12 protein-coding genes are annotated in these 13851 nt (G+C 62.9%); 4 read left to right on the top strand and 8 right to left on the bottom strand.

The features are described from left to right. Positions 1–3 precede the first annotated feature (3 nt). From AC0Z42_RS13770 to ybaK, 4 genes are all read right to left on the bottom strand, one after another. Positions 4–294: a DUF427 domain-containing protein gene (locus AC0Z42_RS13770; protein WP_485468778.1), complete on the bottom strand. Its 291-nt coding sequence runs from the start codon at positions 292–294 to the stop codon at positions 4–6. A 77-nt stretch (positions 295–371) separates the two neighbouring features. Further along, entirely contained in the window at positions 372–1022 is a 651-nt protein-coding gene (locus AC0Z42_RS13765; RefSeq protein ID WP_485468777.1) for a DsbA family oxidoreductase, read from the bottom strand. A 60-nt stretch (positions 1023–1082) separates the two neighbouring features. Further along, the gene (gene plsY / locus AC0Z42_RS13760) at positions 1083–1730 is read right to left on the bottom strand and encodes a glycerol-3-phosphate 1-O-acyltransferase PlsY (RefSeq protein WP_485468776.1); all 648 of its coding nucleotides are present in this window, start codon (positions 1728–1730) and stop codon (positions 1083–1085) included. 97 nt (positions 1731–1827) lie between these two features. Beyond that, a complete protein-coding gene (gene ybaK, locus AC0Z42_RS13755; RefSeq protein ID WP_485468775.1) occupies positions 1828–2319 on the bottom strand; it encodes a Cys-tRNA(Pro) deacylase in 492 nt (163 codons plus the stop codon). Positions 2320–2356: 37 nt separating this feature from the next. On the opposite strand from ybaK, the gene AC0Z42_RS13750 reads away from it, so the two are divergent. Then, the gene (locus AC0Z42_RS13750; RefSeq protein WP_485468774.1) at positions 2357–3349 is read left to right on the top strand and encodes an endonuclease/exonuclease/phosphatase family protein; all 993 of its coding nucleotides are present in this window, start codon (positions 2357–2359) and stop codon (positions 3347–3349) included. Further along, positions 3346–3870, top strand: coding sequence for a hypothetical protein (locus tag AC0Z42_RS13745; RefSeq protein ID WP_485468773.1), 525 nt, complete (start codon positions 3346–3348; stop codon positions 3868–3870). The genes AC0Z42_RS13750 and AC0Z42_RS13745 overlap by 4 nt, the downstream gene beginning before the upstream one ends. Positions 3871–3881: 11 nt before the next feature. Here the strand turns inward: AC0Z42_RS13745 and AC0Z42_RS13740 are convergent, their stop codons facing one another. Beyond that, entirely contained in the window at positions 3882–6398 is a 2517-nt protein-coding gene (locus AC0Z42_RS13740) for a sensor domain-containing protein (protein WP_485468772.1), read from the bottom strand. Between the two features lie 308 nt (positions 6399–6706). Between AC0Z42_RS13740 and AC0Z42_RS13735 the strand changes: the two genes are divergently transcribed. Together AC0Z42_RS13735 and AC0Z42_RS13730 are read left to right on the top strand one after the other, a co-directional pair. After that, positions 6707–7966 carry an efflux RND transporter periplasmic adaptor subunit gene (locus AC0Z42_RS13735; RefSeq protein ID WP_485468771.1) on the top strand — a complete coding sequence of 420 codons (1260 nt, stop codon included), beginning with the start codon at positions 6707–6709 and terminating at the stop codon, positions 7964–7966. Between the two features lie 3 nt (positions 7967–7969). After that, entirely contained in the window at positions 7970–11101 is a 3132-nt protein-coding gene (locus AC0Z42_RS13730) for an efflux RND transporter permease subunit (protein ID WP_485468770.1), read from the top strand. A 62-nt stretch (positions 11102–11163) separates the two neighbouring features. On the opposite strand, the gene AC0Z42_RS13725 is transcribed toward AC0Z42_RS13730, so the two are convergent. From AC0Z42_RS13725 to AC0Z42_RS13715, 3 genes are all read right to left on the bottom strand, one after another. Then, positions 11164–11361 carry a hypothetical protein gene (locus AC0Z42_RS13725; protein ID WP_485468769.1) on the bottom strand — a complete coding sequence of 66 codons (198 nt, stop codon included), beginning with the start codon at positions 11359–11361 and terminating at the stop codon, positions 11164–11166. Between the two features lie 81 nt (positions 11362–11442). Then, the gene (xerD, locus tag AC0Z42_RS13720; RefSeq protein WP_485468768.1) at positions 11443–12360 is read right to left on the bottom strand and encodes a site-specific tyrosine recombinase XerD; all 918 of its coding nucleotides are present in this window, start codon (positions 12358–12360) and stop codon (positions 11443–11445) included. Positions 12361–12866: 506 nt separating this feature from the next. Beyond that, complete coding sequence (locus AC0Z42_RS13715) at positions 12867–13850, bottom strand: TRAP transporter substrate-binding protein (protein ID WP_485469025.1); 984 nt, start codon at positions 13848–13850, stop codon at positions 12867–12869. Position 13851 lies beyond the last annotated feature (1 nt).

Below are 13851 nucleotides of genomic sequence, written 5' to 3'. Positions count from 1 at the left end.
CGGTCAGCGGTCGACCACCACGCCGCGCCAGAAGGCGACATGGCCGGCGATCTGCCGCGCTTCAGCCTTCGGTTCGGGGTAATACCAGGCGGCGTTCTGGTTCACCTGGCCATCGACGACCAGGTCGTAATAGCTGGCGATGCCATTCCAGGGGCAGGTCGTCTGGTGGCCGCTGGCGCGCAGGTAGTCCTGGCTGACGGCAGAGAGAGGGAAATACACATTGTTTTCAACGATCTGTACCTGATCGCTGTTCGCTTGCGCAATGACGGCGCCATTCCAGGTTGCTGTAGGCATTCGGCTATCCTCCGGTGAACCGGAAGTGTAGCCTGAATATCAAGAAACGGCGCGCGCCATTGGTGCGCTGGTGCAACTTACCCTTGCGTGATGATCTGGCGCAAAGCCTGTTCAAACACTTCCGGTGGCTGGCCGCCGGAAATCAGGTGGCGTTCGTTGATGATAATGGCCGGCACCGAGCTGATGCCGTTTTGCTGGTAGAACTGTTCACGCGCGCGCACTTCGTCGGCATATTTGCCCGATGTCAGTATGTCCAGCGCAGTATCCGGATCGAGCCCCGCATCGTCGGCGGCCTTGACCAGCACCTCGTGCGAGGACGGGTCCTGGCCCTGCGTGAAATAGGCGTCGAACAGGGCCATCTTCAGTTCGCGCTGGCGCCCGGCCAGTTCGGCCCAGTGCAGCAGGCGATGCGCATCAAAGGTGTTGTAGATGCGGCCGCGCTTGTCCATCGAAAAGGTAAAGCCGAGCGACTCGCCACGCGCGCGGATCGCTTCGCGCGATTGCGCCATCTGTTCTGGCGTGGAACCATATTTTTCGGCGATATGTTCGCCGATATCCTGGCCTTCGGGACCCATGTTGATGTTCAGCTCGAACGGCTGGAAGTGGATTTCGGCGGCCACCGTATCTTGCAGGGTGGACAGCGCCTGCTCCAGGGACTTCAGGCCGATCACGCACCAGGGGCAGGAAACATCGGAGACAAAATCGATACGGACGGGGGTAGCAGACATGGGGCAACCTTTCGCGAGTTAGTGGTTGGCCAGAGGAAAACCGGGCCAGACCCCCTGATTTTACTTTTTCTTGCCAACCGCCGCTTTTGCGCCGTCCTTCTTCGCGCCGATCCTGCTTTCCTTGCCAGCAAGCAAGTTGGCGATATTCTGGCTGTGGCGGTACGCCAGCAGCGCGCTCATGACCACTACCGACAACAAAATCGCATCGACGCCGAACAGCAGGCCGTAGTAGAACGGCGCAAACAGCGCCGCCACCAGCGCCGCCAGCGAGGAGTAGCGAAACGCGTAGGCGATGATCAGCCAGGTGGCCAGGGTCGCCAGGCCCAGCCAGGGATTGATGCCCAGCAGCACGCCCAGCGCGGTGGCGACGCCCTTGCCGCCGACAAAGCGGAAGAACACCGGCCACAGATGGCCCAAAAACACGGCGATGGCGACCAGCGCCACGGCGGTGTCGTCCACGCCCAGGTCGAAGGCAAAATGATTGGCCAGGAATACGGCCAGCCAGCCCTTGGCGCCGTCGCCGAGCAAGGTCATGACGGCCGCGCCCTTGTTGCCGCTGCGCAGCACATTGGTCGCGCCCGGATTCTTCGAGCCATAGGTGCGCGGATCGGCGATGCCGTATACCTTGCTCATCACCACGGCAAATGAAATAGAGCCGAGCAAGTAAGCGGCCACTGTCATCGCCAAGGTTGTGATTACTGGATTCATTTCTTCCCTTTGTTATATGATTGCTACCGGCGTCGGGGCTGGCGCAGCAGAATATACACCAGCGCACCAAGCAAGGACAGGGCAGCGGCGCAAATCCTTAATCCTGCAAGGCGCAATGCACGGCCTTGGCTTTCAATACATCGAGCAGCACCTGTGGCGCCAGCGCCACGAGAAAGCCGCGCCGCCCGCCATTGATATAGATGCGCGGCAAGGCCAGGATGCTTTCCTCGACGTAGACCGGCATGGTCTTTTTGGTGCCGAACGGCGAAGTACCGCCTATCATGTAGCCGGAATGGCGCTGCGCCACTTCCGGCTTGCACGGTTCGACCGACTTGCAGCCGATGGCGCGCGCCAGGTTCTTGGTCGATACCTTGCAGTCGCCATGCATCAGCACGATCAGCGGCTTGGCCGCCTCGTCCTGCATCACCAGCGTCTTGATGACCTCGTGTTCGGGCACGCCAAGTTCGCGCGCCGAGACGCTGGTGCCGCCGTGTTCCTCGTAGGGATACGGACATTCGTCGAAGGCGACCTGGTGCTTGCGCAGCAGCTGCGTCGCCTGCGTTTCTGAAATATGCTCTTTTTTAGCCATGCGTGATACGCTGATCGTTCAGTGAGGAGTGCTAATTATGCAGCAAGAAATACGCTTTGCCACCTTCAATGTCTGCAATCTTGCCCCGCCGGGCGCCAAACTGTATGACAACCTGGCGCCCTTGAGCCAGGAAGAATACGACGCCAAGGCCGAATGGACGGCGCGCCAGGTCGACCTGCTCGATGCTGACGTGATCGGTTTCCAGGAAGTATTCTCGCAGGCCGCCCTGCGCGACGTGCTGTCGCGCACGCGCCACTACCGCGACGCGGTGCAGGCCGGCTACGATGCGCCCGACGGCCCCGAACGCCTGCTGCCGACCGTGGCGCTGGTGTCGCGCCTGCCGCTGGCCGGCCCCAGCGTGGCGTATGCCGACTTTCCCGCCGGCGTGGCCATGCCGGCCGACGGCCACCCCGAAGACGCCACCCTGTCGCGCTTTGCGCGCCCGCCGCTGCATGCGCAGGTGATCCTGCCTGGCGGCCAGATCACCGACGTGCTGGTAGTGCATCTGAAGTCGCGCCGGCCCGACTACCGCCATGGCGACGGCGCCGACGCGCGCAGCTATGCGCTGGCCAACCTGCGCTCCTTGCAGCGGCGCGGCGCCGAAGCGGTGGCGCTGCGCGTGCTGGTCAGCGACCTGGGCACTAGCGGCCGGCCCTGCATCGTGCTGGGCGACTTCAACGATATCGCCAGCGCCGTCACCACCTCGATCGTGATGGGCGCCGGCGCGCCGTGCGAACCGGGCGCCGACCTGCCGGAAATGCGCGAGCGCCTGTACGACTGCAACGCCATCCAGCTGCGCCAGGACTATCTGCGCCATGTGGGCTACACCAATGTGCACGACAGCACCTACATGACGATCGACCATATCCTCGTCTCCGAGCACTTCCACCCCGCCTCGCCACGCGCCATCGGCGCGGTGCAGGACGTGCTGTATGTGAATGACCACTTGCTGCAGGCGCTGCCGCAGGCCTCGGACCACGGGCAGGTGGTGGCGCGCATCAGGCTGCTACACATGGCCAATGATGCATGATGGCCTTGTCGAAAAAGGTGATAGCTATCGTTCTGATGATAGTTGCTTCACATGGCTACGCCAGCGATACCGTCCATCACGGCTTCAAGGCTGTCTACGTCGACAAGACAAATAATGTCCATATCGTTCTTCATGATGGCAGGGACAAGAAAATAAGCCGCAGCGGCAATGCGGCAGGCGCAACCCTGGCGCCAGACAAAAACGCTGCGGCATGGCTGGTGCTCAATTCCTGGATTGCGCCAGGAGATGCCGTACCAGGCGCCAGCCAGCTGGCCATTTACCGACATGGCCGGCTTCGCTACATCAAGTGCGAGCCCTTCATCCGCGATTACTGGTTCTGGATGGGAGGACGGCAGATCGCGATTGATTGTGGCGGCAGGCATTTTGCGGGCACGCTGATGCTCCATGACGTGGAAACGCTACGACATATCGATTCCATCGTCCAGGCAGAGGTGCCGGAAGACCAGCGTCCCGCCTGGTCCAGGCCCGACGGCGACAAGGCAATCGCCGTTCCCCATTGAGCATTGCCACCTCAGCCCGCCAATAACTTTCCTGCCGCGTCGCCCTCGGCCTGCGCGCTGGCATGGCGGCCCTGGTACTGGTCGCAGCCCTGCTGCCGCAAATAGTCCAGCTGCTGCGCCGTTTCCACGCCTTCGGCCACCACTGTCAGCTGCAGCTCGCGCGCCATGGCGATGATGGTGGCGGCGATGGCGTGGTCGTCGCCCTGCAAAAAGGAGGGGTCAATTTTCAGGGTGTCGACCGGGTACTGGCGCAGGGTGGCAAGGCGCGAATAGCCGGTGCCGAAGTCGTCGATGCTGATGGTGGCGCCCAGCGCACGCAGCTGCGCCAGCACATCCATCAGGCGCGCGCCGCCTTTCATCAGTATGCTTTCCGTCACTTCCAGCTGCAGGCAGGCGGGCGGCAGGCCGGCGTCCTGCAGTGCTTCCTGCACGGCCTGCAGCAAATTGTTTTGCATGCATTGCGCGGCGGACAGGTTGACCGACACCGCCAGTCGATGGCCGGCATCATGCCAGGCGCGAGCGCGGGCGCAGGCCTGGCGCAGGACCCAGTTGCCGATCGGCACCATCAGTCCGCATTCTTCGGCGACGGTGATGAAGCGCTCGGGTAGCAGCAGGCCCAGCTGCGGATGGCGCCAGCGCAGCAGTACCTCGCCGGCGATCACGGCGCCGCTGGCGATATCGATTACCGGCTGGCACTCCAGCACGAATTCATTTTTGCCCAGCGCTGCGTGCAGGTCGTGTTCCAGGCTGGCGCGCTCGACGATACGGGCGTTCATGTCGGCGTTGAAAAACTGGAAATTATCGCGTCCCCGGCTTTTGGCGTGGTACATGGCGACGTCGGCGTTATGCATCAGGCTGTCGATATTGTCGCCATCGTCGGGAAATACCGACACGCCGATCGAGGCCGACACATGCAGCTCGTATTCGCCCAGCTGATAGACCTGGGTGATGGCTTGCAGCACGCTGGCGGCCACGTGGGCCGCCTGCCCGGCGCCGCCCACTTCGGCCAGCAGGATGACGAATTCGTCGCCGCCGTGGCGGCTGACGGTATCGACGCCGCGCACGCAGCGCACCAGGCGCCGCGCCACTTCCTTGAGCAGCAAATCGCCCACATGGTGGCCCATGCTGTCGTTGATGTGCTTGAAATGGTCGAGGTCCAGGTACAGCACGGCCAGCATGTGCAGCTTGCGCCGGGCGGCGGCCAGCGCCAGCGACAGGCGGTCGCGCAGCAGCACGCGGTTCGGCAGGTCGGTCAGGAAATCATGTTCGGCCAGGTGGCGCGTCTGCGCCTCGTCTTTCTTGCGTTCGCTGATGTCGAGCAGGATGGCCAGGTAGTTGCCGGCCTGGCCAGAATGGTCGCGGATGGCGGTCAGCGACAGCCAGGCCGGATACGGCGCGCCCGTCTTGCGCGGCGCCAGGAATTCGCCCTGCCAGTGCCCTTCGCGCTGCACCGTTTCCCAGGCTTGCGCCTGCACCGCTTGCTGTTCGTCGCCGCCGACATCAATAAAGCGCCGGCCGCGCAGGTCTTCCAGGCGATAGCCGCTGATCTCGCTGTAGGCGGGATTCATGCTCAGCACATGCTGCTGTTCATCCATGACGACGATGGCCTCGTGCGCATGTTCGACCACTTGCGCAGCCAGGTGCAGCGAACGCTCGGCCTGCTTGCGCGCCGAAATATCGCGCACCACGGCATAGAACAGATAGCTGTGGTCCACGGTGACGGAGGTCAGCAGCACTTCACCCCAGAACAGTTCACCCAGGCAAGTCAGATAGCGCCATTCGTAGCGGTGGTTGCCGTCCGCATGCGCCTGGACCGCCATCTGCGTGCCCAGCGCGGCCGACAATTCGCCTGCGGGCTGGCGCAGCGGCGAAAAATCGCTGAGGCGGCGGCCCAGCAGGCGCTGCCGGTCCTCGCACTGGAACAGGGCCACGGCGGCCGGATTGGCTTCGGCGATATGCTGGTCGCGCAGCAAAAGGATGGCGTCGGACGATTTGTCGTACAGCTGGCGGAAATGGTCGGCCATCAGCAGCAGCGCACCGACCGGCATGCCGTCCTGGCTGCCGGCCGTGATATCGACATCGATGCACACCACGTGGCGCACCCGGCCTTCGTGCAGCAGCGGGAACAGGGTGGAACAGAAGCAGCGCGGCCCCGCGCCATCGAGCTCCGCTTGCCACATGCGCGCCGGCCTGGCCTTGCCGCTGGCCAGCGCCAGCGCCAGTTCCGGTGCGAAACCGCCGGCCAGTTCGCCGGCAAACTCGGGCGAGGCGGCGCAGGCAACGCTGGCCCAGGCCTGGCCGACGGCCTGTTCGGTCCTGATGCCGTACAGGCGCGCGGCGCCCGGGCTCCAGTAGCGCACGATGCCGTCGCGGTCGATGCCGCGCACGGCCATGCCGGGCGCCTGCTCGACAGCGGCGGCGATAATGGCCAGGAAATCGAGCGCCTGCGTGGCCATCGCGGTGTCAAGGGGCGCGCCAGCGAGCAAACGGCCCGGCGACGCGGCGGGCCTGGCAATCCGGTCAACCATGCTCTCCCCCAATTGGCCGCGCTGCAACCGGCGAGCGCCGAGCCCGCCGGTGGCGCAACCATCGCCCCATTCTTGCGCGCCAGCGTATCGGCTTATTGAGACTGCGCAAGCATCGCGCCCCGCTCCTGTCGCTTGCCCATGCATTCCAGCCCCGTTTTTGTGCAATCTGTCGCATGGGACTGGCACACTGGCTGCAACCTTCATAAAGTGGCAACATGCGTAACGCCGTGAACGGGTGCCATGGCAGGCGTGCCATTGCCGCGCCGCGGCGCTACGCTACCCGAATGCCCCTACTATAAAAGTACCCTATGAAAAACGAGACAACGCCCCCGACCCCGCCGTTACCGCCGCTTCCCTTCGCCGCTACCCGCCGTCCGCGCCGCTGGCGCGCGCCCGTGCTGATCCTGCTGGTGCTGGGCCTGGCGGGCGGTGGCTGGACCGTAATGCAATCGAAACAACAATCAGCCAAGGCGGCCGAGGCGCAGGCGGCAAAGAAAAAGGAACAGGCCAAGACCCCCGTGCATGAACTGGCGCAGGGCGACGTGGCCGCCATCAGCGCGCGCGTACTCGCCGTCAGCCTGCCTTTGTCCGGTTCGCTGGCGCCCTTGAACCAGGCCACTATCAAGGCCAAGGTATCCGGTGAAATCCACGAAACGACGGTGCAGGAAGGCCAGCAGGTGTCCAGCGGCCAGGTACTGCTGCGCCTGGATGCGGCCGACCAGCGCGCGCGCCTGACGCAGCAGCAGGCCATGCTCGACGAAGCGCAGGCGCGATTGTCGATGGCCAGCAAGAACGAGGCGAACAGCCAGGCGCTGCTCAAGCAGAAATACATCTCGCAGACCGCCTACGACACCACGCAGAACTCGGTCGACCTGGCGCGCGCCAGCGTCAAGTCGGCTGCCGCCATGGTGGAAATTGCCCGCATCGCGCTGGCCGACACCGTGATCCGCGCGCCGATGGCCGGCATCGTCAGCAAGCGCCATGTGCAGGCCGGCGAAAAGGTCGCGCCTGACATGCCGGTCTACACCATCGTCAACCTGGCGCAACTGACCCTGGAAGCGCCGGTGCCCAGCGCGGAAATTCCGCGCATCAAAATTGGCCAGGAAGTGCGCTTCAAGGTCGACGGCTTTGGCGTGCGCGACTTTACCGGCAAGGTGGCGCGCATCAACCCCACCACCGAAAGCGGCTCACGCGCCATGCTGGTGTATATCGCCGTCGACAATGGCGACGGCGCCCTGCGTGGCGGCATGTTCGCCAAGGGCAGCATCGTGACCGAACGCTCGATCGTGGCGCCGATGGTGCCGTTGACGGCCGTGCGCACGGAAAAACACGGCACCGTGGTGTATGCGGTGGTCAACAACAAGGTGGTGGAACAGCCCGTGACCCTCGGCCTGCGCAATGAAGACGAAGGCTATGCGGAAGTAAAAGATGGCCTGGCGCCGGGCGCCAAAGTGATCATCGCCAAACTCGATGGCGTGAAACCGGGCCATGGCGTGACCTTCGGCGCGCCGCCGGCACCCGCAACGGCGATCGCCATACCGCCGGCCACGCCGGCACCGAAAGGCTGAGCCATGTGGATGACCAAAGTCAGTATCCGGAACCCCGTGTTCGCCACCATGGTGATGGTGGCGCTGGTGGTGCTGGGTGTGTTCTCGTATCGGGGCCTGGGCGTGGAAAGCATGCCCAGCGTGCAGTTTCCGTTTGCCGCGATTGAAGTCAATTACCCGGGCGCCTCGCCCGAAGCGGTTGAAAACGACATCACGCGCCCGATCGAAGACGCCGTCAACACCGTCAGCGGCATCAAGACCATCCGCGCCAACTCGTGGGAAGGACGCGCCGGCGTCTACCTCGAATTCGAGCTGTCGACCAATATGGACAAGGCGATGCAGGACCTGCGCGACAAGGTGGCCCTGGTGCGCCCGCGCTTCCCCAAGGAAGCCAAGGACCCGTTCATCGCGCGCGCCGAAGGCGACAATGAACGTCCGATCGCCACCATCGTCCTGACCTCCACCGGGCACGACCTGCGCGAACTGTCGACGATGACGGAACAGGTGATCAGCAAGCGCTTCCAGAGCGTGGCCGGGGTCGGCCAGGTCAAGCTGCGTGGCCTGCGCGCGCGCCAGATTCTGATCAGCATGAAGCCGGTCGAACTCAATGCCCAGGGCATCGGCGTCGATGAAGTGATCCGTGCGATCCAGGCCACCAATACCAATCTGCCGGCCGGCTCGATCAGCCATGGTGCGGCCGAGCAGCTGGTGCGGGTGGAAGGCAAGATCAAGGATGCGCGCGAGTTCGGCAAGATCATCGTGGCGCGCCGCGCCGTCGGCCCGGTCTACCTGGACCAGGTGGCCACCGTGGTCGATGGCGAACAGGAAGAGCTGTCGATCTCGCGCATGAACGGCCAGCAGGCCGTAACCATGGAAATTACCAAGGTGCAGGACGCCAACGTGGTCGAAGTGGGCACCGGCATATTGAAAGTCGCGGCCGACCTGCAAAAAACGCTGCCGGCCGATATTTCGCTGCGGGTGCTGGACGACGAATCGGAGCGCGTGCAAAGCCAGCTCAATAACGTCAAGCGCACCATTATCGAAGGCGCGATCTTGACCATGGTGATCGTGTTCCTGTTCCTGCATTCCTGGCGCAGCACCATTATCACCGGGCTGACCCTGCCAATTTCCGTGCTGGCCAGCTTTATCGCCATGAAGGCGTTCGGTTTTACCCTGAACTTTTTGACCCTGATGGCGCTGTCCCTGTGCATAGGCCTCCTGATCGACGATGCCATCGTGGTGCGCGAAAACATCGTGCGCCACCTGGGCATGGGCAAGAACCACTACAAGGCGGCCAACGACGGCACCAATGAGATCGGCCTGGCCGTAATGGCCACCACCTTTGCCATCGTCGCCGTGTTCGTGCCGGTGGCCTTCATGGACGGCATTATCGGCCGCTTCTTCCTGCAGTTCGGCATCACGGTGGCGGTGGCGGTGCTGGTGTCGCTGTTCGTCAGCTTCACGCTCGACCCGATGCTGTCGTCGGTGTGGCGCGACCCGGTCAAGGACCGCTTCAAGTATGCGCCGTGGCTGGGCCGCTTCATGGCCTGGCTGGAAACCGGCATCGACCGCCTGCACGTCTGGTATGGCAAGGTGCTGGCGCTGGCCCTGCGCTGGCGCAAGACCACCCTGGCCACGGCGCTGGCGCTGTTCGCCGGCAGCCTGATGCTGGTGCCGATGATCGGCGGCGAGATGTTCCCGGAAACCGACCAGGGCTGGGTCAACCTGCGCTTCAAGACGCCGGTCGGCTCCAGCCTGGAATACACGGACAGCAAAGTGCGCCAGATCGAGCAGGCCCTGAAGCAATTCCCCGAGATCGACAGCCTGGTGGCCAACATCGGCACCCAGGATGGGCGCAATGCCGCCGAAGTGAACCTGAAGCTGACGGACGTGAAAACCCACAAGCGCCGCTCGCAGCAGGAACTGGAAAAGCTGATCCGCGAACGCCTGGCGCCGATTGCCGGCATCACCCTGTCGGTGGGGCAGCGGCCGATCTTTATCGCCATTCTGGGCACCGATGAAGGCAAGCTCGATGCGGTGGCGCATACCCTGATGGACAAGATGCGCGGCATCAAGGGCCTGGCCGACATGGAATACAGCCAGGAAGGCGCCAATCCGTCAACCACCATCAAGATCAACAACGAACTGGCCAGCGACCTGGGCCTGTCGGTGCAGCAGATCGGCAATGCGCTGCGCCCGTTTGTTGCCGGCGACACCGTCAGCCATTGGCTGGCGTCCGACGGACAGAACTACGACGTCAACGTGCAGCTGCCCAAATCGGGCCGCCAGAAAGTGGCCGACCTGGCCGACCTGTCGCTGGCGTCAAGCAAGCTTGACGCCAACGGCACGCCGATCATGATTCCGCTGCGCCAGGTGGTCGACTTCGTGCCGTCATCGAGCCCGCAGGTGCTGAAACGCCAGGCGCTGCAGCGCCGGGTCGCGATCTATGCCGGGACGCAGGGCCGCCCGGCCGGCGACGTCGACGCCGATGTACAGAAAGCCATCCAGTCGATCGCGCTGCCACCGGGCGTGCGCTTCGACGTGGCCGGCAATGCACAGCAGATGGCCGAAACCATGGGCGGCGCGATGATGGCGCTGGGGATCGCCGTGATCTTCATCTACCTGGTGCTCGCCTCGCAGTTCGGCAGCTTTTTGCAGCCGATCGCGATCATGGTGTCGCTGCCGCTCTCCTTGATCGGCGTGCTGCTGGCGCTGCTGATCACCGGCAGCACCCTGAATATCTTCTCGGTGATCGGCTTTATCATGCTGATGGGGCTGGTGACGAAAAACGCGATTCTGCTGGTCGACTTTACCAACCAGCGCCAGCGCGAAGGGCTGGGGCAGTTCGCGGCGCTGATGGAAGCGGGACAGGTGCGCTTGCGGCCGATTCTGATGACGACGCTGGCGATGGTGTTCGGCATGCTGCCGATGGCGATCGGCATGGGCGACGGCGGCGAATCGCAGGCGCCGATGGGGCGCGCCGTGATCGGCGGGGTGCTCACCTCGACCCTGTTGACCCTGGTGGTGGTGCCGGTGGCGTACACCTACCTGGACAGCCTGGGCAAGCGCGCGGCGCGCTTTTTTGGCGGCGCAGGACAGCATGAGGAAGAAGTGGAAGACAGCGGCAAAGTCAGCGCCATCGGCAGCGTCCACTGACGCTGCGCAAGATCGCCTTCACCGTCCCCGCACTGGCGGGGACGACGCGGCGGCAATCACAATTACTGCGGCTGGGCTGGCGCGTCGCCTTCGGCGGCGTCATCGGCCTCATCGGCGTCATCATCCTCGGCTTCTTCGGTGCCATCGGCCGGCTTCGGATTGTTTTTCGCTTCCAGCTTGCGCCTGGCTTTTTCCTCGGCTTTCTTCTTCTTTTCCAGCTCTTTTTGCCGTTTTTCGTATTGGAAATTTGTCTTGGCCATTTACTACCTCTTTAATGTTTTGTTGTGACAGATAAGCGCACTAGCCACATTATGACGCAGTTGGGGCAAATGCAAAAATGTTCAGCCTCGCGGATGGTGCGCGGCATGCAGCAGTTTCAAGCGTTCGCGCGCCACGTGGGTATAGATCTGCGTGGTGGAAATATCGGAGTGTCCCAATAACAATTGCACCACGCGCAGATCCGCCCCGTGGTTCAGCAAATGCGTGGCAAACGCGTGGCGCAAGGTGTGCGGCGACAAGGGCGAGGTAATGCCCGCATTCATCGCATGTTTCTTGATGATCACCCAGAACATCTGCCGCGTCATGGCGCCGCCACGGCGCGTAACGAACAGGGCGTCATCCATCTGGCCGTCGAGGATGACGGCGCGCGCCTCTTTCAGGTAGCGCTCTATCCAGCGCCGCGCCTGCGCGCCGAACGGCACCAGCCGTGTCTTGTCGCCCTTGCCGGTGATGCGCAGCACGCCATCGTTCAGGCTCAGTTCCACCGCTTTCAGCTCCACCAGTTCCGACACGCGCAGGCCGCTCGCATACATCAATTCGAGCATGGTGCGCTCGCGCAGGCCCAGCGGCGTGGCGACATCGGGCGCGGCCAGCAGCGCTTCCACCTGCGCTTCGCTCAAGGTATGGACAAAACGCGTCGGCTGCTTGGCCGAGACCATTTTGAGGCAAGGGTCCACATCGATGTGCTTGTGGCGCAGCGCCAGCTGGTAAAAGCGCTTGAGCACCGACAGGCGGCGGTTCGATGAAGTCGCCTTGCTGTCGTCGTGGCGGGCGGTGAAATACGCTTCGATGTCCGCGGTGGCGACCTCGTACAGGCCGTCGCGCCCGGGCCGGTTCACTTCCAGCCAGCGCGCAAACAAACGCATGTCGCGCCGGTAGGCGTCGAGAGAGTTTTTCGACAGGCCGTCTTCCAGCCACAGGCTGTCGCAGAATTCGTCGATCAGGGTGGCGTTGTCGGGCGCAAGCAGGCTGTTCATCATCGGCGCGGTCGCGATCAAAATATTAAATGTGGCAAATATACAACTCCCGTGCACCAGAAAGTGGCGTACGCACGATTATGCATGCACCACGGCCGGGCCGGTGATTGTTTGCGGCGGACGAAAAAAAAGCGCACCAGCTGGTGCGCTTCAAATATTGCTTCACGTTCCCGGTCGTTTGGGTCCGCCGGTGCCGGCTTGTGGCCGCAGACAGCTATGACTCAACAACTTCTGTGAAACGTGTGTCTCCTCAATATATCCCCGGTATCAATACCGTTTTTATAGCCACTCCCCCACCAACTTTGTGACCAATTCTGTGTTGCCGTCTTGCTACCGGGCTGTATAAGCTTATACGTGTTTCCCCGTAACGCTGCTCATCATAACGTATTTAATCTTCTGGATCGACTTTTTTTGCACCATCAAAGGGAGCCGTGTTCGCCATGCAAAAGGCACTGGCGCAAGCGCCGCAAATTGTGGTATGTCACGCTCTTGTCATATTTGCGTGACATTTACTTGGCGCTCTCGCGGTTGATCGCCGAAATCCATTCCTTGCCGATGCGCTGCTCCATGCTTTTCTGTACCGGCGCCAGCGCGCGGCGCCATTCGGCCTGCTCCTGCACGCTCAAGGTATAGATCTGCGTCTTGCCGCTCTTGCGGATCGCTTCCAGTGCCTTGTCGTTGTCACTCTGGGCGATTGCCTTTTCAAAGGTGGTCGCCTCCTTCATGGCTTTTTCCAGCTGGGCCCGTATGTCCGACGGCAAGCCGTCCCAGAATTTCTTGTTGACGATAACGGCATAGCCCAGGTAACCGTGATTCGACACCGTCAGGTGCTTTTGCACTTCATGCATCTTTTGCGTGTACATATTGGACGGCGGGTTTTCGGTGCCGTCGACCACGCCCGTCTGCAGCGCGCGGTAGGCTTCCGAAAACGCCAGCGCCTGCGGATTGGCGCCCAGCGCACGCATCTGCGCGTCGAGCACGTTCGACGACTGGATGCGCATTTTCAGGCCCTTGAAGTCGGCCGGGTGGTGCAGCGGGCGGTTGGCCGACATCACCTTGAAGCCGTTGTCCCAGTACGCCAGGCCGGTGATGCCTTTCGGTTCGAGCTTTTTCAATAAACCCTTGCCGATATCGCCTTCGGTCACGTTGTACAGTGCCGTCTTGGTGGGGAAAATGTAGGGCAGGTCGAATACCTCGAATTCCTTCACGCCCAAAGGGCCGAACTTGGCCAGCGAGGGCGCCAGCATCTGCACCGCGCCCAGTTGCAGAGCTTCGAGTTCTTCCTTGTCTTTATATAGTTGGCTGTTCGGGTACAGGTCGACGCGGACCTTGCCGCGCGTGGCCTTTTCGGCCAGCAGCTTGAAGCGTTCGGCGGCCTGGCCTTTCGGCGTGTCGGGCGCGACCACGTGGCTGAACTTGATGACGATGGTCGCTTGCGCGCCGGCATGGCTGCCCGCGCCGGCACCGATCGCCAGCCATAACAGGGCCAGCATG

Source organism: Janthinobacterium sp. 1L-D-8-B-C4 (genome assembly GCF_057291295.1).
The sequence above is the reverse complement of the archived record's forward strand: the minus strand, read 5'-3'. Positions and strand labels throughout refer to the sequence as shown.